General features: G+C 45.7%; 22 protein-coding genes and 2 tRNA genes. 17 read left to right on the top strand and 7 right to left on the bottom strand.

Annotated elements, in window-relative coordinates; all coding sequences use genetic code 11:
• The first annotated feature begins 129 nt into the window (after window positions 1-129).
• Window positions 130-2349 (top strand): YhgE/Pip domain-containing protein, encoded by a 2220-nt coding sequence (locus tag C6P11_RS00730; RefSeq protein WP_135517981.1) that lies wholly within the window; start codon window positions 130-132, stop codon window positions 2347-2349.
• Window positions 2350-2401: 52 nt separating this feature from the next.
• On the opposite strand, the gene C6P11_RS00735 is transcribed toward C6P11_RS00730, so the two are convergent.
• Window positions 2402-2986, bottom strand: coding sequence for a DUF805 domain-containing protein (locus C6P11_RS00735; protein ID WP_167849502.1), 585 nt, complete (start codon window positions 2984-2986; stop codon window positions 2402-2404).
• Window positions 2987-3073: 87 nt separating this feature from the next.
• Window positions 3074-3772: a ribose-5-phosphate isomerase RpiA gene (gene rpiA, locus C6P11_RS00740; protein ID WP_004560149.1), complete on the bottom strand. Its 699-nt coding sequence runs from the start codon at window positions 3770-3772 to the stop codon at window positions 3074-3076.
• A 146-nt stretch (window positions 3773-3918) separates the two neighbouring features.
• Here rpiA and mutY point away from each other — a divergent pair, with 146 nt between their 5' ends.
• The 11 genes from mutY (at window position 3919) to C6P11_RS00795 (ending at window position 13754) form a co-directional block, all read left to right on the top strand.
• The gene (mutY, locus tag C6P11_RS00745) at window positions 3919-5019 is read left to right on the top strand and encodes an A/G-specific adenine glycosylase (RefSeq protein ID WP_135517983.1); all 1101 of its coding nucleotides are present in this window, start codon (window positions 3919-3921) and stop codon (window positions 5017-5019) included.
• A 77-nt stretch (window positions 5020-5096) separates the two neighbouring features.
• Entirely contained in the window at window positions 5097-6014 is a 918-nt protein-coding gene (gene rihC / locus C6P11_RS00750; RefSeq protein WP_135517984.1) for a ribonucleoside hydrolase RihC, read from the top strand.
• Window positions 6015-6143: 129 nt separating this feature from the next.
• Window positions 6144-6863 carry a 16S rRNA (guanine(527)-N(7))-methyltransferase RsmG gene (gene rsmG / locus C6P11_RS00755; protein ID WP_004560144.1) on the top strand — a complete coding sequence of 240 codons (720 nt, stop codon included), beginning with the start codon at window positions 6144-6146 and terminating at the stop codon, window positions 6861-6863.
• A 13-nt stretch (window positions 6864-6876) separates the two neighbouring features.
• Complete coding sequence (locus C6P11_RS00760) at window positions 6877-7647, top strand: ParA family protein (protein ID WP_135517985.1); 771 nt, start codon at window positions 6877-6879, stop codon at window positions 7645-7647.
• Window positions 7634-8542, top strand: a complete 909-nt coding sequence (locus C6P11_RS00765; protein ID WP_135517986.1) for a ParB/RepB/Spo0J family partition protein — start codon at window positions 7634-7636, stop codon at window positions 8540-8542. Before C6P11_RS00760 ends, C6P11_RS00765 begins: the two co-directional genes overlap by 14 nt.
• 14 nt (window positions 8543-8556) lie before the next feature.
• Window positions 8557-8748, top strand: a complete 192-nt coding sequence (locus tag C6P11_RS00770; RefSeq protein ID WP_004560138.1) for a DUF951 domain-containing protein — start codon at window positions 8557-8559, stop codon at window positions 8746-8748.
• Between the two features lie 21 nt (window positions 8749-8769).
• Window positions 8770-9873 (top strand): redox-regulated ATPase YchF, encoded by a 1104-nt coding sequence (gene ychF / locus C6P11_RS00775; protein WP_135517987.1) that lies wholly within the window; start codon window positions 8770-8772, stop codon window positions 9871-9873.
• Between the two features lie 12 nt (window positions 9874-9885).
• Window positions 9886-10608 carry a DUF1129 family protein gene (locus C6P11_RS00780; protein WP_135517988.1) on the top strand — a complete coding sequence of 241 codons (723 nt, stop codon included), beginning with the start codon at window positions 9886-9888 and terminating at the stop codon, window positions 10606-10608.
• A 27-nt stretch (window positions 10609-10635) separates the two neighbouring features.
• Entirely contained in the window at window positions 10636-11325 is a 690-nt protein-coding gene (locus C6P11_RS00785) for a response regulator transcription factor (RefSeq protein WP_004560133.1), read from the top strand.
• A 31-nt stretch (window positions 11326-11356) separates the two neighbouring features.
• A complete protein-coding gene (locus C6P11_RS00790) occupies window positions 11357-12484 on the top strand; it encodes a sensor histidine kinase (RefSeq protein ID WP_135517989.1) in 1128 nt (375 codons plus the stop codon).
• Between the two features lie 4 nt (window positions 12485-12488).
• On the top strand, window positions 12489-13754 hold the full coding sequence (locus tag C6P11_RS00795; RefSeq protein WP_135517990.1) for a D-alanyl-D-alanine carboxypeptidase family protein: 1266 nt from the start codon (window positions 12489-12491) through the stop codon (window positions 13752-13754).
• Window positions 13755-13798: 44 nt separating this feature from the next.
• Here the strand turns inward: C6P11_RS00795 and C6P11_RS00800 are convergent, their stop codons facing one another.
• Entirely contained in the window at window positions 13799-14167 is a 369-nt protein-coding gene (locus C6P11_RS00800) for a hypothetical protein (protein ID WP_135517991.1), read from the bottom strand.
• A gap of 76 nt (window positions 14168-14243) precedes the next feature.
• On the opposite strand from C6P11_RS00800, the gene C6P11_RS00805 reads away from it, so the two are divergent.
• The 4 genes from C6P11_RS00805 (at window position 14244) to C6P11_RS00820 (ending at window position 17483) form a co-directional block, all read left to right on the top strand.
• On the top strand, window positions 14244-14762 hold the full coding sequence (locus C6P11_RS00805) for a DUF1836 domain-containing protein (RefSeq protein WP_135517992.1): 519 nt from the start codon (window positions 14244-14246) through the stop codon (window positions 14760-14762).
• A 95-nt stretch (window positions 14763-14857) separates the two neighbouring features.
• Window positions 14858-15337, top strand: coding sequence for an RNA polymerase sigma factor (locus C6P11_RS00810; protein WP_135517993.1), 480 nt, complete (start codon window positions 14858-14860; stop codon window positions 15335-15337).
• Window position 15338: 1 nt separating this feature from the next.
• Entirely contained in the window at window positions 15339-16157 is an 819-nt protein-coding gene (locus C6P11_RS00815) for an RsiV family protein (protein ID WP_135517994.1), read from the top strand.
• A 105-nt stretch (window positions 16158-16262) separates the two neighbouring features.
• Window positions 16263-17483: an MFS transporter gene (locus C6P11_RS00820; RefSeq protein ID WP_135517995.1), complete on the top strand. Its 1221-nt coding sequence runs from the start codon at window positions 16263-16265 to the stop codon at window positions 17481-17483.
• Window positions 17484-17501: 18 nt separating this feature from the next.
• Here C6P11_RS00820 and C6P11_RS00825 read toward each other — a convergent pair whose 3' ends face one another.
• The 4 genes from C6P11_RS00825 to C6P11_RS00840 form a co-directional block, all read right to left on the bottom strand.
• Window positions 17502-18044 (bottom strand): hypothetical protein, encoded by a 543-nt coding sequence (locus C6P11_RS00825; protein ID WP_245299709.1) that lies wholly within the window; start codon window positions 18042-18044, stop codon window positions 17502-17504.
• A 249-nt stretch (window positions 18045-18293) separates the two neighbouring features.
• A tRNA-Gln gene (locus C6P11_RS00830) sits at window positions 18294-18365 on the bottom strand.
• An 8-nt stretch (window positions 18366-18373) separates the two neighbouring features.
• Window positions 18374-18456, bottom strand: a tRNA-Tyr gene (locus C6P11_RS00835).
• Window positions 18457-18516: 60 nt separating this feature from the next.
• A complete protein-coding gene (locus tag C6P11_RS00840) occupies window positions 18517-19263 on the bottom strand; it encodes a metallophosphoesterase (protein WP_135517996.1) in 747 nt (248 codons plus the stop codon).
• 159 nt (window positions 19264-19422) lie between these two features.
• On the opposite strand from C6P11_RS00840, the gene C6P11_RS00845 reads away from it, so the two are divergent.
• The coding region (locus tag C6P11_RS00845; RefSeq protein WP_210114210.1) for a transposase at window positions 19423-19961 on the top strand (539 nt) is incomplete at its 3' end.

Raw genomic sequence — 19961 nt, forward strand, 5'->3', positions numbered from 1 at the left:
TCATCACGGGCAGTGGTGACGCTTGTTTTTTGTTTCGAAAAGATTCTGAATTTAGGGCATTAGTTGTTAACGTTTATTTGTTCTACTGGAGTATAAAGTGCAGCAGAATGATTGAAAGGTAAGGACTAGATGTTTAAAGCAGAGTGGGGATATTTTAAAGAGCATAAATTCTATATTGTCGTCATGATTGGTTTGCTGGTCTTGCCGTCAATTTATGCGGTCGTTTTCTTGAGTTCGTTGTGGAACCCATATCAGAAGGTTTCCGATTTGCCGGTTGTGGTTGTGAATAAGGATAAAGCCTTAACGGTGAACAAGCAGAAGATGGCGGTTGGAAAAGACTTGGCTAGTGAATTGAAAAAATCTGACGCCATGGACTTTACTGTGCTGAATGAAAAAGAGGCTAATAAGGGTGTTGCAGATGGTAAATACTATATGAAAATTACCATCCCAAAAGACTTTTCGAAGAATGCTACCAGCTTGCTAGAGGCTAAACCAAAGAAGATGGTGTTGCATTATGAGATTAGCTCAGGCCACAGTTTTATTGCTGGAAAGATGGCTGAAACAGCAGCTGAAGGTATCGTGGCGCAAGTTGCCGGCGAAGTGACCGAGACATACGCTAAACAAATGGTGAAGGCTGTTAAGAAGGTCGGCGCCGGGGTTAACGATGCGGCTAAGGCTAACAAAGCATTGGCAGATGGATCATTGGAACTGGAAAATGGTAATAAGACGATTACCACGAATCTCGGTACGCTGACTGAAGGTGCGACGACTTTTGAAAATGGCACAAAAACCTTAGATGAAGGTGTCACGCAATTGTCTGAAGGTGCGACAGCTTTGACCGGTGGTGTTGAGACATACACGAGCGGGGTAAGTCAGGCGTATGACGGTAGCAAAGAAGTGTCCGATGGTCTGACGCAGCTTAATGACAAGCTAGGGACAGCGGCAGTAGACCAAGACCTAGCTGATGTGGAGGCGACGTTAGCAGATGTTCGAACGAAAGCCGACGAATTGCTAGCTGGCATGCCGACGCCAGAACATCTAGATGATGCCAAGCAAGTAATCGCGAAAATTAAGGCGCAAAAGAAAATTCTTGCCGAGGCACAAAAGCATGATCAGCAAGAATTAACGAAACTTATTAATGGCTTGAATGAGTTGGATGACAGTCAAAAACAATTAGTACTCCAAACAATTGAACAACAACAATCAAATTCAGCAATGACGCAAAAGTTGACGGCGTTGCAAACGGATTTCGATAACCTTGAATCAAAGTTGCAACCAGTTTTGGATAAGGCGCAAGAAAAGTTGGATTCAGCGACGCAATTGCACGACAAAATTCAAACAGTTGCTGAAAATGATTTAGCCAACGGAATTGGCCAACTACGAGAGGCGTCAGCGGCCATTACTGAATTGACTGACGGTTCAGAGCAAGTGACAGCTGGGTTGGGTGAGTTAAATCAAAATTCAGCCACGTTGCTATCAGGGTCACAACAACTAAGTGGCGGTTTAACAACGGTTAAGAGCAATGTGCCGGCTTTGATTGCGGGTGCTGACCAAATTCGCAGTGGGTCTTCTGAATTAGCGGATGGCTCAAAGACGTTAGGTGATGGCCTTGTTCAAGTTCAAGGTGGTAATACGACGCTGGCTGAGAAACTTGGTGAGGTCGGCAAGGCAACTAGCAATTTCCATGCCACAAAGGCCTTGTATAACCAAGTTGCAACGCCAGTGAAGGCTGTTGAGACTGAGAAGGACCATGTTAAAAATAATGGAACAGGTATGACGCCGTACATGTTGTCGGTTGGATTGTACGTTGGTATGTTGGCTTTCAATCTGATGATGGGAATGGGAGAGCCCCGTAAGAAGCCTGAATCAGAACTAAGTTGGTTCGCTTCTAAGATGAGCGTGTTGGGTTTCTATTCTGTTTTGGCCGCAACTATTGTGTACGGCTTGGCGGTAATGGTGTTGGGATTGGATCCAATTCACCCATGGGCCACATACGGTATGACAGTGATGACGTCGCTGACGTTCGGAGCCATTGTAACCGCGTTGAATCTCTGGCTGGACAAGCCGGGTGCGTTCTTGGCGGTGGTCTTCTTGGTATTGCAATTGAGTGGTTCAGCAGGAACCTACCCAATTCAATTAACGAGTGGCTTCTTCAAGTGGTTACACCCATACTTGCCGATGACATACACGGTTGATGGTTTCCGTGAGTCGATTATGATCGGCGGGTCAGTATGGCCACAGGTTGGTGTCTTACTAGGTATCACGGCCGTCTTTACAATCATCATGTATTTGTACTACGCAGCCCGTATGCGTAACTTTACAATGATGTCGGATCTTGAAGAACTATAATGCAATACAAAAAAGCAACCTCGTAGCAAATGCTATGGGGTTGCTTTTTTAATTACAATTCGTCATCTGATGAATCGTTGAAGTCTTCTTTAAAAACAAGTTTTTGATCTTTTGAACGACCGATAAAGCCAGTGCCAGTTAGCGTATCGCTTGGCAAAACGGAAAGAATGAAGCCAATTAGGCTAAAAATACCGCCAATCATGAGGACAATCTTAAATGAACCATCGCTGTAAATACGTTCGCTGCCTGAGAACAAAGAAAGTGCCCAGACGACCCAAGCGACCCAAGTTACCGTACCAGCATCGCGGTAACGACGAATCGTTAGCGCAATGTTTGGCAAAATCATGGCCAAAGCCAACAAGACACCAATCATCACAATGATGATTGTGAATGGGGCTGAAAAGAGTGACCCGATAAATGACAAAGTGCTGTCAGCGTCAAATTTACCTGTGATGCTGTCGAGTTTGTTAACAACGCTTGCGTCAGATACCAAGGCGATAACGAATAGAATAAGCCAAACAAAGAAGATGATTGTTGACCAAAGTCGCATCCACCAGAATTCGGCACGTGTTGAACGACCCGTGAAGTTCACGTAGCCCTTCCAAAAGTTAATAAATGCTTGCCACATAGTTACCATAACAAAAACCTCCCAAGGCCATTGTGTCATAGTTGATATTCAAAACAAATAAAAAAGCCTCACATTAGCGAGGCTTTTGCATTTTCTTTAAATCAAAGGCTGTGGGTGAGCATCAAAAATCTCAACGCCGTTGTCGCGACCGACAACAACCTTATCAACGATGTTCAAGAATAGTCCGTGTTCCACAACACCAACCATGCTAGTCAATTCACGACCAAGCGTGAATGGATCCGTAATGTCGGTTGGGTGCAAATCAATCAAGAAGTTTGCTGAGTCAGTACGAACAGGATTACCATTTTGATCAAGACGCCATGAAGGCTTGTAGCCCTTGGCTTCTAAACGCTTGAAAAGTTGGTCAGATCCGTAAGGGATGACTTCAACTGGCAAGTAGTGCGTTAGCTTTGGTGCAAGCTTACCTTCATCAACAACCCAGATGTTGCGTGATGAGTTAATGGCAACGATTTTTTCCCAAAGCAAAGCGGCCCCGCCCCCCTTAATAGCAGCAAATTCAGGGTCAATTTCGTCAGCTCCGTCAATCGTTAGGTCAATGTGGTCAACGTCATCAACGTTGTACATTGGAATGCCGAGCTTAGCTGCCGTACGACGCGTCTTGTCTGACGTTGGGACACCAACAATGTTAAGTCCTTCTTCCGCCACGCGCTTGCCAAGGGCTTCAATAACGTACGCGATGGTAGAACCAGAACCGATACCGACAACCATGCCGTCTTCGACAAATTCAGCTGCGCGATAACCGGCAATTTTCTTGAGTTCGTTTGTATCAGTCATGTGGCCAACTTCCATTTCATAGATTTGTTACTTCCATTATCGCTTATAAACACTGATTTAAGCAAATGCAAAAAACGCGGGTGCTGAATTGTAAGTGAAATCTGCTAAACTGGACTCAATATGAAAAAAGAAATTGAGGACGAGTCATGATTGAAATGTGGAACGAAGAAAAGATTCGTGAGTTCCGTGCGACACTGCTTGATTGGTATGACGAAGCGGGTCGAGCTGACTTGCCATGGCGTGAAAACCAAGATCCGTATCGTGTCTGGGTATCAGAAATTATGTTGCAACAAACACAGGTGCAAACCGTCATTCCGTATTTCAATCGGTTCATGACCATGTTTCCAACGCTGAATGATTTGGCGGCAGCGCCCGAACAAGATTTATTGAAGGCGTGGGAGGGTCTCGGCTATTATTCGCGTGTGCGCAACATGCAAAAAGCAGCGATTCAAGTGCGTGATGATTACAACGGTGTTTGGCCGAATACAATGGCCGAACTTGAAAATCTAACGGGTATCGGACCGTATACAGCCGCTGCTATCGCTAGCATTTCCTTTAAGGAACCGGTGCCAGCTATCGATGGGAATGCCTTCCGCGTGTTTGCCCGTCTTTTCAAGATTGATGCCGATATTGCACAGCCGAAGACACGCAAGGTGTTTTTTGACTTAGGCCTGCAGTTGATTGACCCAGAGCGTCCAGGTGATTTTAATCAAGCGATTATGGACTTGGGATCATCTTATATGAGTGCTAAGAATTATGATTCTGAACACTCACCGGTCAGGCAATTTAACGCTGCTTATGCAGATGGCACTGAAGATTTTTATCCAGTGAAGTCAAAGGCACCTAAGCCCAAGCCGATCACCTACTTTGCGGTGGCTGTGCATTCGCCAGCTGGCTATCTTTGGGAACAACGGCCAACGACTGGTTTGCTGGCCGATTTTTGGACAATGCCACTCTATGCGCTAACCGATTTCGTTACGGACCCAGATGCTGAGTGGTCGGAAGATGAAATGATTGCAGCTACTGAGAAGCGTTTGTTGGCTGATTATGGTGTCGCGGCTAAGTTGGCTAAAATGGGTGGCCGACCAGTGACGCACGTGTACACCCACCAAAAATGGACGGTGACTGTGTTGACGGCCGAAGTTGATGCAACGACGCTCCAACGCGGAACGTGGCGTGAATTTGACGCATTAACACGTGATCCACAACCAAAAATTCAAGAGAAAATTTGGAAACGATTGAATTAATATGCAATATTATGCAGTCGTGATGTATGGTATTATCTAATACACAGACTCACAAATGGAACACGGGGAATATAGACATGACACACAAAATCTTGCTGGATATGGATCCAGGAATTGATGATGCAGCAGCGATTTCAATTGCTTTGACCGATGACCAATTCGATGTAAAACTTTTGACGACGGTTGCTGGTAACGTCAGTGCTGATAAGACGACGCTTAACGCCTTGAAGTTGGTCGAGTTTTTCGGTGTGCAAGATAAGGTGCCGGTTGCAACTGGGGCGCAAATGCCTTTGTTGAAGCACTATGAAGACGCATCTCACGTACACGGTGCGTCAGGAATGCCTGGTTGGGACTTTGCGCCCGTTACGACGAAGCCATTGGCACAACACGCGGTTGAAGCAATGCGTGATACGTTGCTTGCCAGTGATGAAAAGCTAACTCTTGTGGCGACAGGTGCATTTACTAACGTGGCGCACTTGTTCCGTATGTATCCTGAAACGAAGGCTAAGATTGAACGTTTGGTTGTTATGGGTGGCTCACTATCAGGCGGTAACATGTCTAGTGTGGCGGAATTTAATATTTATACAGATCCACACGCTGCAAAAATCGTGTTTGAAGCTGGATTGCCAATTGTAATGGTTGGTCTTGATGTGACAATGAAGGCGTTGCTTTCACACGAAAATATTCAAAAGCTTGGCACACTCAATGAAGCTGGGGCTATGCTACAAGCGTTGTTGGGTAATTATGCAGACGATGAAATTGATGGGAAGCCAATGCACGATGTGAACACATTGTTCTATTTGGCACACCCAGAGTACTTTGAATTGACTGACTATTGGGTTGATGTTGTAACTGAAGGTCCCGCAATGGGTGGGACAATTGCTGACATTTTGCGCACGTCACACGACGGTCAAACAAATGTTTCAGTGGCCACAGACATTGATGTAGCAGCGTTTAACGAATGGTTCATGTCAGAAATCGCTCGAATTAAGTAATGAAACAAGGTGTTGTGTTCCACGTGAAACATAACACCTTGTTTTGTTTTCTTGAACTCCTTGGAACTATTGATTAGACGGGCATTTTGCGGTATTCTTTTATTATTGGAATCAGTTTGGAGAATGGTGATGAATCCTGAAGAATTTGCGGCGGCATTACGCGAGCATAATGTTGAATTGAATGCACAACAACTAGCGCAATATCAGCAATACTACGAGCGTTTAGTTGCGGTGAATGAACACATGAACCTAACGGCAATTACTGAACGTGATGAAGTGTACTTGAAGCACTTCTACGACTCTTTGACGTTGGCCTGGGCATATCCAGAATTACAGACAGAAGAGTTGCACATGATTGACGTTGGCGCTGGGGCAGGGTTCCCATCATTGCCATTGAAGATCGCATTCCCACAATTGCAAATCACGATTATTGATGCTTTGAACAAGCGCATCAACTTCTTGCGTGATTTGGTTAAGGAATTGGGCTTGGAAGGTGTGACTGTTGAACACGCCCGCGCCGAAGAGTTTGGTAACAAGACGGCGCCAGCTCGTGAGCAATATGATGTTGCGACGGCCCGTGCCTTGGCTCGTTTGAATGTCTTGGGGGAGTTGACGTTGCCATTCGTTAAGGTTGGTGGCGTGTTGTTGGCCATGAAGGGTAGTGCAGCCGATGAAGAATTGGCAGAAGCTAAGAAGGCCATCACAACTTTGGGGGCTGAGATTGGCGACCAAATTGACGTGAGCCTACCAAATGGTGACCCACGTTCAGTTATCGTGATCAAGAAAGTAAAGAACACACCTAAAAAGTATCCGCGCAAGCCTGGAGATCCAGTGCGCAAGCCGTTGTAGAAAGGGGAGAACAATGGGACACATTATTGCATTAGCTAACCAAAAGGGTGGTGTCGGTAAGACGACCACAACGGTTAACTTGGGCGCATCCCTAGCATCCCTAGGTAAGAAAGTGTTGTTGATTGACACTGATGCACAAGGAAACGCCACATCAGGTTCAGGCGTGCAAAAGTCAAGCATCGAACGTGATGTGTATGACGTTTTGGTTCACGACGTGCCATTGGCTGACGTGATTATGCCAACGTCACACGAAGGCATGGACATTGTGCCAGCTACGATTCGCTTGGCCGGTGCTGAACTAGAATTGGCACCAGCAATGGCGCGTGAATTGCGTTTGAAGAATGCCTTGGAAGGTGTTCGTGAGAAGTACGACTACATCCTAATTGACAATCCACCTTCACTTGGATTGGTAACGATTAACACGTTCTCAGCAGCGGACTCAATTTTGATTCCGGTGCAAGCTGAATACTACGCCCTTGAAGGTTTGGGACAGTTGATGAACAACATGAAGTTGGTGAAGCAACACTTCAATCCTGACTTGGAAGTTGAGGGTGTGTTGATGACGATGGTTGATCCACGTACTAACTTGTCATCAGATGTTATTCAAAACGTGCGTGAGTACTTCGGTAGCGATGTTTACGACACGGTCATTCCACGCAACGTGCGCTTGTCAGAAGCGCCTTCACGTGGTTTGGCAATCATTGACTATGATTCAAAGTCAAAGGGAGCCGAAGTTTATATGGACTTGGCAAAGGAGGTCTTGGTAGCTCATGGCGAACACTAAGAAGTCAGGTTTGGGTGGCCTTGGTGGCAACGGTGGCGGTCTAGGCGCTTTGTTTGCTGAGCAAGGTCTTGATACAGAAATTGCAACAACTGATACGGTTCGTGATATCGCAATCGAGAAGATTGTGGCGAACCCATTCCAACCACGTCATGTCTTTGATCAAGATGCTTTGCAAGATTTGGCAGTATCAATCAAGGAAAACGGCGTGTTGCAACCAGTGATTGTGCGTCACAACCCTAAGGACAACACGCAATACGAGTTGTTGGCCGGTGAGCGTCGTTGGCGTGCGTCACAATTGGCTGGCAAGAAGGATGTGCCGGCGATTGTTCGTAGGTTAGACGACGAGCAAATGATGCAAGCCGCTATCTTGGAAAACTTGCAACGTGAAGACTTGACGCCTCTTGAAGAGGCCCAAGCTTACCGCGACATGATGGATGCGTTGAAGTTGACGCAAGAACAAGTGGCTAAGCGTTTGGGTAAGGCCCGTTCAGCCGTGGCTAACTTCCTTCGTCTGCTTAACTTGCCTGACGAAGTGAAGGATATGTTGCAAGCTGGTCAACTATCAATGGGACAAGCGCGTACGTTGCTTGGATTGCGCAACAAGCGTCGCATTGTGCCGGTTGCCAAGCGTGCAATTGCAGAAAGCATGACGGTTCGTCAACTTGAACAATTGGTTAACAAGTTGAACGAACAAGCTGACACTACTGGTAAGGGTAATGATGAGCCATCTGCTTATTTGAAGGCAACGACAGCTGCTTTGGAAGATAAGTTTGGAACGAAGGTCAACGTCACCCGTAATCGTAAGGGTGCTGGTAAAATTGAAATTGCATACTTGTCTGATGATGATTTGAACCGCATCTTTGATGTATTGGGCATTTCATTTGACGAGGAATAATCTGGAGGTTGGTTATGTACAACTTGCATGATGTAGTTGAGATGAAGAAGCCACACGCGTGTGGTGCGAATGAATGGGAAATCAACCGTATTGGTGCGGACATTAAGTTGACGTGCCAAGGTTGTGGTCACCAAGTAATGATGACGCGTCATGATTTCGATAAGCGTTTGAAGCGTATTTTGCGTTCAGCGTCAGAACAAGATTAATAGAGAGATAGGTATTTAAAAATGGCTCTTACAGCAGGAATCGTTGGTTTGCCAAACGTTGGTAAGTCAACTTTGTTTAACGCAATTACTAAGGCGGGTGCCGAAATGGCTAACTACCCATTTGCCACGATTGAACCAAACGTGGGAATGGTTGAAGTGCCAGATGATCGTTTGGCCCGTATTCAAGAATTGGTGCCAGCTGACAAGATCGTGCCAACGACCTTCGAATTTACTGACATTGCCGGTATCGTTAAGGGTGCCTCAAAGGGTGAAGGATTGGGAAACAAGTTCCTTGAAAACATCCGTCAAGTAAACGCCATCGTGCACGTGGTTCGTGCCTTTGACGATGATGACATCACTCACATTAACGGTAAGGTTGACCCAATTGATGACATCAACACAATCAACTTGGAGTTGGTTTTGGCCGACTTGGAAGCCGTTGAAAAGCGTTATGCAACAACGGAAAAGAAGGCTAAGCAAGCTAAGGATAAGGATGCAGCTGCAGAATTTGAAGTACTTGCTAAGTTGAAGCCAGTTTTGGAAGAAGGAAAGCCTGCTCGTTCAATTGAGTGGAACGAAGATGAGCAAAAGATCGTTCGTGGCTTCTTCTTGTTGACGTCAAAGCCAGTTTTGTACGTGGCTAACGTTGCGGAAGATGACATGGCTGATCCAGAAGCATCAAAGTACTTCCAACAAATCAAGGAATACGCTGCAGCCGAAAACGCTGATGTTATCGGAATTTCAGCCCGTGCCGAAGAAGAATTGGCCGGTATGGATGATGAAGACAAGGCTGAATTGATGGAATTGCAAGGTATCACGGAACCAGGTTTGAACCGTTTGATTCGTTCAGCCTACCACTTGTTGGACTTGCGTACGTTCTTTACCGCTGGTGGTAAGGAAACGCGTGCTTGGACGTTCCGTGCAGGTATGAAGGCACCACAGGTTGCCGGTGTTATCCACTCAGACTTTGAGCGTGGATTTATCCGTGCTGAAACGGTTGCCTTTGCTGATTTGGACGAATACGGTTCAATGAAGGCAGTTAAGGAAGCTGGACGTCGTCGTTCAGAAGGTAAGGAGTATGTTGTTCAAGACGGTGATATCATCGAATTCTTGTTCAACGTTTAATCGGGGGAACTCATGACAGAATCACAAGAACAAACGGTAACGCCTACGCTACCATCACGTGCCGACTTGGCCACGTCTGGTTTGACGAAGCGTAATCAAGATTTTATTTGGCAAATGGTACAACTTGTTGAAGGAGACGAAAGCAAGGCGGCCTTGATTGCTGAAGTTGGCGCAAAGTTGTTGGACGGTCAAAAGACTGGTACAACAGCACGTCAATTGTTTAACACACCTGCTGAAGCGTTGGGGCGCAAGGCAAACGCAACCGAAGCAACGCCAGCACCTGGCTATGCAACATACGGCTTCTGGCCATTGTTGGTTGATAACGCGATTGCCTTCTTCATGATGTTCAGCTTTATGTTTGGATTGACGTTGCTATTTAGCAAGGCGTCACAAACTGGTAGCGCCGGTGCAGCCGGAATTACTTCATTGATTTTGACATCATTGTTGGGTGGATTCTTCTTCGCCGTTGTCACGATGACGTTGGCACCAAAGAAGGATGGCTCAAAGACACCAGTGCTATTGAAGATTTTGGTTTCAGTCGGTGCCTTCGTCTTGTGGTTCTTGGCATATTTGGCCTTCAGCTACTTGCCAGCTGTTATCAACCCATTGTTGCCAGGTTGGTTGTACCTGGTGTTCGCCGTACTTGCCTTTATCGGCTTCCGCTTCTGGCGTGTTAAGACTGGTATCCAAGGTGGATTCCTTGGTGGTAGCACACGTCGTCCACAAACCAAGTAAGCAACTATAATCAGTGAGGATGAATCGATGAAAATTTTGATTGTTGATGATGATCACGAAATTGCTGAATTGCTTGAAATCTACGTGAAGAACGAAGGTTACGAGCCAGTTATTGCCAGCGATGGTAAGGAAGCAATGACGAAGATCCGTACGAACCCAGACATCGGTTTGGTAATTTTGGACATCATGATGCCTGAAATGAACGGTACGGAAGTGTTGAAGGAAGTTCGTAAGGACAATCCTGTGCCAATTTTGTTGTTGTCAGCCAAGTCTGGTGCAATGGACAAGATTCAAGGGTTGATTACGGGTGCTGACGACTACGTGACGAAGCCATTTAATCCATTGGAAGTGATGGCACGTGTGCGTGCTTTGCTACGCCGTGCGCAAAACGGTATGGCGCAAGCAACGCCAGAAGTGCTTGATATCGGTCCTTTGACGATTAACAAGGACAGCCACGAGGTTAAGACGGCCGACGGTGTTGAAGTTAATTTGACGGCGTTGGAGTTTGGTATCTTGTATTTGTTGGCCTCACACCCAAACCGTGTGTTTAGTGCTGACGATATCTTCGAACGCGTTTGGCAACAAGAATCAGTTGTGTCTGCTAAGACGGTTATGGTGCACGTTTCACACTTGCGCGATAAGTTGGAAGCAGCAACTGGTGGCAACCAAGTTGTGCAAACCGTTTGGGGTGTTGGTTATAAGATTGAAGTGCTATAAGCACTGCGTTCTATAGAAAGAGGAAGTAGGGATGAAACTTAGTGTACTGGATTGGCTGTTGTTAGTGGTCAAGGCAGTCGTTTCGGCCCTGCTTTTTGTGTTTACTGGCATTGGTATCCTATTAGCAATGCGCGCAACTTGGCGCACAGAGAATTGGTTACTTGAGATTCAAGCGATCTGGCGTCAAGATACGACATTGGCAGTTGTAGTCGCCATTGCGGTGATTGCACTCTGGGGTGTGGTGGTTCATTTCTTTTATGAACAGATTGTTTTGACGCACCTAATTGATAGTGTTAGTGAGTTGGCGCCACGAGTGCGTGATGCTAACGCGACTGGATTGCCAGAGACGCGCATGAGCCGTCGCTTGCGTCCGCTCGCTACGAATGTGAATGGCGTGTTTGATGCCGCACAAAAAGCAATGGCCGAGGAACGTGAAATTGAGCGTTCTAAGGATGAAATGATTACGAACGTGTCGCACGATTTGCGTACGCCGTTGACGTCAATTCTGGGTTATTTGGGATTGATTGTGAATGACGAACAGGGCAATTTATCACGTGCTGACATGACGAAATATGCCAAAACGGCTTTTGATAAAGCTGGGCAAATGAAGTCATTGGTTGAAGATTTGTTTGATTATACGCAGGTTCGCCAAGTTGACTTTAAGTTGCGCTGGGCACCGCTTGATTTGGCGGCCATGTTGCAACAATTGGCGGTTAACTATGAGTTGGAAGCCAAGAATAAAGATGTGGTTGTTTCAGCGGTTACGAATCCGAAAAGCATTGAGATGGTTGGGGATCCGGATCGTTTGGCGCGTGTCTTTATGAATTTGATTAGCAACGCCTTGAAGTATGGGGATGGCGCAACGTTTGTGCGTTTGTCAGCCAAGACAATTCCAGCTGAGAACGTTGCTGAGATTCGCGTGACGAACAACGGTGAGAAGATTCCAGAAGAATCAATTAAGCGTTTGTTTGATCGCTTTTACCGCGTTGAAAGCTCACGTAACACCAAGACTGGTGGGACTGGCCTTGGACTAGCAATCGTGAACGGCGTGATTGAAGCGCACGGTGGTACGGTGCGAGTTGAATCGAACGATGATTTGACAAGTTTTATTATTCGACTACCATTACAACCAGAGGGACTTGAAGGCGAAGGAGCGTAATGTGATGATGAGAAAATGGTTAACAGGTTTGTTAATGACGGTGGTGTTGGCATTTGGTGTGGCAACGCCAAGCTATGCCGCGATCGTAACACCAACAGTTGATGCGCAAGCGGCGGCTGTTGTGGATGTGCAAACCGGCCAGGTTATCGCGGATAAAAACGGCAACAAGCGCATTCCGATTGCATCGATTTCTAAGTTGTTGACTGCTTACTTGGTCGAGCGTTCGATTGAAGCAGGTAAGTTGACGATGGACACGCCGATTTCAGTACCAGCGTCGATTGTGGCGATTAGTACGGAACCAGGGTTGGCCAATGTGCCATTGAGTACCGAACGCACGTATACGGTCCGTGAATTGATGGAAATGGCCTTGATTAAGTCAGCCAATGCAGCTGCGTGGGCGCTTGGTTATGCCGTTTCAGGTACGCCAACTGGGGTTAATCAGGAAATTCAAGACTTGTTGACGAGTTGGGGTATCAACGACACAACAATCGTCAGCGGTGCTGGTTTGACCAATGGCGATATGGGTTCATTGAAGAATCAAAGCTTGGGTGATGATGTCGAAAATGAATTGTCGGCGCGCGAATTAGCGATTGTCGGTCGTCATTTGGTTGAAGATTATCCAAGCATCACGGAAATTACGAGTATGACGTCAGTGGTTGTGCCTAGCGGGGCAACTGGGACTGAAACCATCAAGAATTCAAATGCGTTGCTAACTGATGGCCACGGTTACGACTTCAAAGGTTTGAAGACGGGTTATGCCTTGTCAGTTCACAGTACGTTTATTGGTTTGACGAAGTTGGATAACCGCGATGTGATTACGGTTGTGCTTGGTAGCGACCACACGTTTACACAAACGGCTGCGATGTTGGACCAAGTCAAGGCTGCCACGCAGGTCGTTACCCTTAAGAAGGGGACGCAAATGCAACGTGTGCCTGTTGAGGAAGCTAAAGATGGTCACCGCCGTTATCCATTGGTAACGAACAAGACGGTGACACTCTTTGCACCAAAGGCATGGGATAACGCCAAGGTGAACATGACGATTCGTTCAAATCATGACATGATTGCACCGATTTCAAAGGGTCACATTGTCGACCACAACGAAAATTTGTTTGTTGATGGTGGGACGAAGGCTGAAGTTCGTGCAGCCAATGACTTTGTCGACGGCTTCCCACAGGTTAACTTGATCATGAACGAGGATGCTGAACAAGCTTCACAACTTGTGCAATGGTACCGTGACGCCAAGCGTGTCATTTCAAATTTATTTGATTAAAAACAAAAATGACCTGATGCCATTTGGCATCAGGTCATTTTTTGTTACTCAGCGTCCGTGTTTGCTTCTTCTTCAGCAACGGCAGCTTCGTATGCCAAGAAACGTGGTGAAACGTCCATGACAATCTTATCTTCATCTCGGATCTCAACAATCAATCCCTTATTCAACCATGAGTGATCACCAGAATATGGCATTTCCATTTCTTGTTGGACATCACCATCGTGTTGTACGAACATCAAACCAACGATTTCATCCGTGTAGTCATCCGCAAACCAAACTTCAACTTCTGGGTACTTGATAGCCTTGTAGGTCATCATTGCATCGAACATACCCCAAAGTGCAGTTTGCGCTTCCTCAGGCATACGCTTGGCAAGTTCTTCAGTAACAATGCGTGACTTAGTAGATTCAAACATTATATTTAGTTCCTCACTCTAGATGTGGTAAAATTAATTCATCTAATAGTATACCACGGAAGGACAATGAGCTAACATGAACGAATATATGACATGGCGCGAAGGCCTAAAGGATGTTGAATTCCCGCACTGGGAGGATTTGCCAGCGGTTGATCTTTACATGGATCAAGTCGTTGAATACGTGAATAACGTTTTGGCACCACTTAACATGCCAATGGTGACGTCAACGATGATTAACAACTACGTTAAGCAAAAGGTCATCATGTCACCAATCAAGAAGAAGTACCAAGTAATGCAAATCACGGATATCTTGATTATTTCTTTGATGAAGCCTGTCTTTTCACTAGATGAAATCCGTGCGGCTATCGATCAAGTGACGGTTGGCGATTATCCAAAGAAGGCTTACAATGCCTTCGTGGATGCGTTGGCAGCTCGTTTGCAAGGTCCTGTGCCAGTTGAATTTGACCCCGACCACTTGGACTTGCAACTTATGCGCGACGCGGCAAACGTTGTCTTCCACAAGATGGAGGCTGAAAAGTTGCTTGAGTTGATGCGTAAGCGCAACCCAATCAAGGAAGTCCCTACAACTAAGTAGTAAAATGAAACACGCTTAACGGCGTGTTTTTTTATTTTGAAACTATTTCCTCAGTTCATGCGTCTAATTAGTGTAAGCAGATAGGAGGACGCGACATGCGTGAAGAATTAATTACAACGCTACAAGAGAATAAAGTCGCGTTGTACCGTGTGGCGCTGAGTTATGTGCACACAGAGGCTGAAGCACTAGATATTGTGCAAACGACAGCTGAAAAGGCCTTGCGCCAGGTGAATCAAGTACAGGAGTCACGCTATTTGAAGACGTGGTTATTCCGTGTCTTGATTAACACGGCGATTGATGTCCAACGCAAGCAAGCGCGCCGGCATGAAGTAGGTGATGAATCACTTGAATTTATGCCAGCGTTAACGACGATTGCGCCTGAAATGCGATTGGCGCTTAATGAAGCGGTTGCGGATTTAACTGCCAAAGAACAAGCGATTATTCGCTTGCATTTCTTTGAGAATCAAACGTTTGCTGACATTGCGCTAACGCTTGAATTATCAGAAAACACGGTTAAAACGACCTATTATCGTAGCTTGAAAAAATTAGAAGCAGCTTTGAACGGGGGAATGTAAGATGACACTAGAAGATGTAAAGACGGCATATGATACGCAGGATGTCCCAATGGATAAGTTGTCAGCGGTAATTGATCAAGCTGCTGCGAAGACGGCGCCTAAGCGTAAGCACTTGAATTGGTGGCAAACGACGCTAATTGGTGTTGGGGCAGTGGCAGCGGCGTTCACGTTGGCGCTGAATACGTCATACTCTTTTGCTAGCGCTTCTGAACGCGTGCCAGTTGTCCGTGAAGCGGTGAAGGTTTTGTTGTTCCGTGAATACAAGCATGTTGATAAGACGTCATATGCGGATATTAAAGTGCCACTACTGACGAACTTGGGAAATACTGAGTTGGCCGACAAGCTGAACGCCTCATATGCCAGTGAAGGGCGCGCGTTGTATGATGCCCTTATGAATAAGACGTCAGAGACGCCTAAGTCACTAACGCAAACGTATCAAGAAAAGGTGAATAACGATCAATTGTTGGTCCTTGAACGTCGTCAAGAAATGTCGATGGCGGATACAGCAACCAAGTTGAGTTATACAACCATTGATAAGCAACGTGGTTTGGTGTTGACGTTGCCAATGTTGTTCAAGTCAAATGAGTACCAAACAATTTTGCGCGACTATGTGAACAAGCAAATTGCGGCGTCAGATCAGTACGACACGCCAGTTGATGCCATTTCAAAGACCCAAACGTTCTATATTAATACTCGTGGCCAGTTGGTGTTGGTCTTCCAACGTGGGGACATTGCAGCAATGTATGTTGGTCCAGTTGAGATGACAATTCCAACCAATCTAATTGATAGCCAATTAGTATCGCATGAGTATGTGAAGTAATGAAATCTAATTGAAATCTAATAAAACCGCTGTTTTGGGTATAAACAGCGGTTTCTTTGTGTTATGCTAGTGAGATTAGTTTAGATAGTAAAGGGGGTCAACGAGATGCAGGACTTCATGGCGTTGGATCGCAATCTTAAGTTGCGGTCATTAACGGTTTTCCTAACTGTGCTTTTGGGAAGTTCAATTGGGCCAAACGTGACCGTGTATTATGTGGAATATTTTGGAGCGTTTATCACGGGGTTCCTATTGATTGCGGTATCGGTCGCTGGGTTTATTGCCGGCTTGTATGGCGGTCACTTGGCGGATGTACTTGGTCGCAAGAAGACGATGTTAATTGGTTCTGCGATGATTATCGGTGGCTATGCCTTGGCGATGTTGATGAATTCGCCATGGTACACCAATCCGTATGTGACGTTCGTCGGCTTTTTGACGGCGTCAGTCGGGGCGTCATTTGCTGACCCTGCTGAACAGGCGATGATGATTGACTCATCGACTATGAAGAATCGTAAATTTGTCTTCGCGTTGATTTACTGGATTATCAATATTGGGGTGATGATTGGGGCTGCTGTTGGTGGTTGGTTCTTCCGTGATTACTTGTTTGAGTTGTTGATGGGATCGATGGTTGTCGGGATTATCAATGCTTCAATTATTAATTGGGGGATGGCAGAAACCCTTGATATGGATAATGTTAAGGCAAATTCATCCGTTTGGAGCGCCGTTAAGTCTTACGCACATGTGTTGACTGACAAGCGTTACTTGTTGTTCATGTTTGGAACGATTTTTGCCGTCGTGATTTACTCGCAACCTGATTTCTACTTGGCTGCGCATTTGGCGGAATCATTCCGTGATTACACGTTGTTCGGCGTTCATTTCTACGGCCGACGTATGCTGTCATTCATGTTGGTAATTAACACGGTCGTAATTATGTTGACGATGTCTGCCTTTAATCATATGACGAACCGTTGGCCACTGATTCGTGGCTATGCAATTGGGACGTTCATGCAAGGACTCGGCTTTGCGATGGCATTCTTGCTTCGTGATTTCTGGCCATTGGCGTTCGCAGCGGTTGTTTTCACAGTTGGTGAAATGATCAATGTGCCATCGAGTCAGACGTTGCGTGCCGATATGATGAATCCAGAAAAGTTGGGTGCCTACTCAGGAGCGTTCGCAGCGACGCGTCCGTTGGGAAACATTCTAGCCGGGGTGATGGTGTCAGCTTCACACTTCGTTGGTAATGTTGGAGCAGCAGTTATGCTGATGATTGGCGTGCTTATCGCGATTTACTCAGTTGCCACGGCAGCAAAAATGAAAGCATCATTTTAAAACGAAAAACTCCGAAGGTTAATCGCCTTCGGAGTTTTTTGAGCTTTCGTTCTTATTGTCTTTGTTATCTTTATTCTTCTCGTCAACCTTGGATGTCTTGGTATCGGATTTAGTAGATTGGCTTGAAGATGATTTTGCCGCGCTGCTGTTAGCAGCTGAAATAGCGCGTTTAGCGGAATCCTGGGCGGCTTTGACAGAATCGCTGGCGGCGGATTGGACTTGCGCCAATTCTGAAGCCTTTTTATCCAATGCCTGTTGCAATGATGATGCCGTGGCGGAATTTTCATCAGCTGACTTTAGCGCTTTGACATATGTTTCGCCACTCTTGGCTGCCTTGTTTAGCAGATCAACCCCGTCGTTAGTTTCTAAAACGCGTTGGTAGAGGTTGAGGGCAGAAGGCCAGTTGTTGGCTTTGATTTCTTTATCAGCATGCTCAAGGTACTTCAGTTGTTCAAGTGCGGTACGATTCTCGATTGAAACACGCACCTTGCGAGCAGCGGTGTAGTAAATCGCCGCGTCAGACCACTCATGAGCAGCAACTGCTTCACGAGCAGATTGCATATTGCGCTGCTAGGTTTTGTTGTCGTTGAATGCATCAAAGCCCCAGTAGCTAACGGCTGCGACAGCAGTTAGCGATAGTAGGGTAATGATGGCCCACTTAATTTTCATATAGCCTCCTTTGCAGAACGCTTATCATTGTACAGGAAAACGAGTTCGAAAAACAGGACTTATATGAAATTTGTGGCATTTAACTGGATCTGAAGACAACAAAAAAGCCGACAAGCGTAATCGCTCATCGACTTCGTTTAGCTGGGATAGCTGGATTCGAACCAGCGATACACGGTACCAAAAACCGATGCCTTACCACTTGGCCATATCCCAATAATAAATGGGGGCTATAGGATTCGAACCTATGAACCCGAAGGAATGGATTTACAGTCCACCGCGTTTGACCAGACTTCGCTAAACCCCCATCATATAAACGCCTTAGCGATTTATCACCGCCTCAACGAATATATACTATACAGAACATTTATATAGATGTCAACACTATTTGTTGAACTTTATTTTTCCATGCGTCCAAGTAGTTATCCGCCGTCCATTCTTGCAGGCGACGACGGTTATAACCAACGCTGGTATTGTAGTATGTCACACCATTTCGCTCACGCGGCGGAACCGTCACGTGAATGTGAACATAGAAAACGTGCTTTACATTGTCATACGATTCCAATAATTCACCGGTACGTGGTGAACCAAGGACGCCGTTGACCATACGCCAACGACGATCGCCATCTGGATAAATCAATTCATCACCGATTGGGGCGAAGTGGGTCATGAAGATGACTTGCTTATTAGCCGCTTTCGCATCATCTAATAGAACCTTCATTTGTGCCAAGCCCAAGTCCATACGTTCTGGATCAGACGTGGGTTGTTCAATGATACGGTCATAGTAGAAGCCACGACGGAATGTTGCGACTTCCTCAGGGTCGATGCCTTCAGCGAATAAATAATCGTACCAGCCATTGTGACCAATAATGCGCCAATCTGTTCCGGGGATATCAATGTACTTATTATGTAGGTAATGTTCATTAACCGGTGACTCGAGTTCTTCAAAGGACGTGCCACGGCCCATGTCGTGGTTACCAGCGATGAACAAAACTTTGGTTGCCCCGACGTTTTGTTGTAAATCACTCACATATGCCATTGTTTTCTTAAAATCGTTAAATAAATCGCCAGTAATCAAGTAATAATCTGGGTTAATATTATTAACCCGGATTATTCATCAAGACAAACAAAAACCCGCTGAAACAGCAAGTTAATACCGTTTCAGCGGGTTTTGCGCTTTCACCCGTTGGGTGAAAACCATAGGAGCTCTTTTTTATGATATTTTGTTAGTGGAAAACAAACCAAATACTCAAAAATTGGAGCGTCTAAAATTATGACTCAAAAAGTATTACCTAGCAACCATTTAGTTGCAGTTTCAGACAATGGGGCACCAATTACCTCGGATGGTGGCAACGTGCTGCTTAGTATTTTTCTGAATTCGCCTGTAATTTCCAGGCTCTTTAATAACGTTGAATTCAACGATAATCGCAAAAATCCACGCTATGCTAAGGTAGAATTGTTATTGCAAATGCTCATTCAAGTTATCGAAGGTTATCGCAACGACGACGTTGCAGATTACTTGACCCAAGATATCGAACATCGACTTGTTTATGCGCAAAACATGGCATCTCAACCAACTATTTCCAGATTTCTATCACATCTCACGAACGAAGACATTGATGAGCTACAAGAATTAAATCGTCGTATTGTCTCTTTAATTGATGAAAGATCAGCCAATACTGAACTGGTGCTAGATTTTGATTCAACCTACTTTGAGACCTTTGGTCATCAAGAAAAAATTGGTTTTAATTATCACTACTTGAACGTCGGTTACCATCCGCTTATCATGACCGATGCTTTAACTGGAACCGT

This window comes from Weissella confusa (assembly GCF_004766315.1).
GTDB lineage: Bacteria > Bacillota > Bacilli > Lactobacillales > Lactobacillaceae > Weissella > Weissella confusa_A.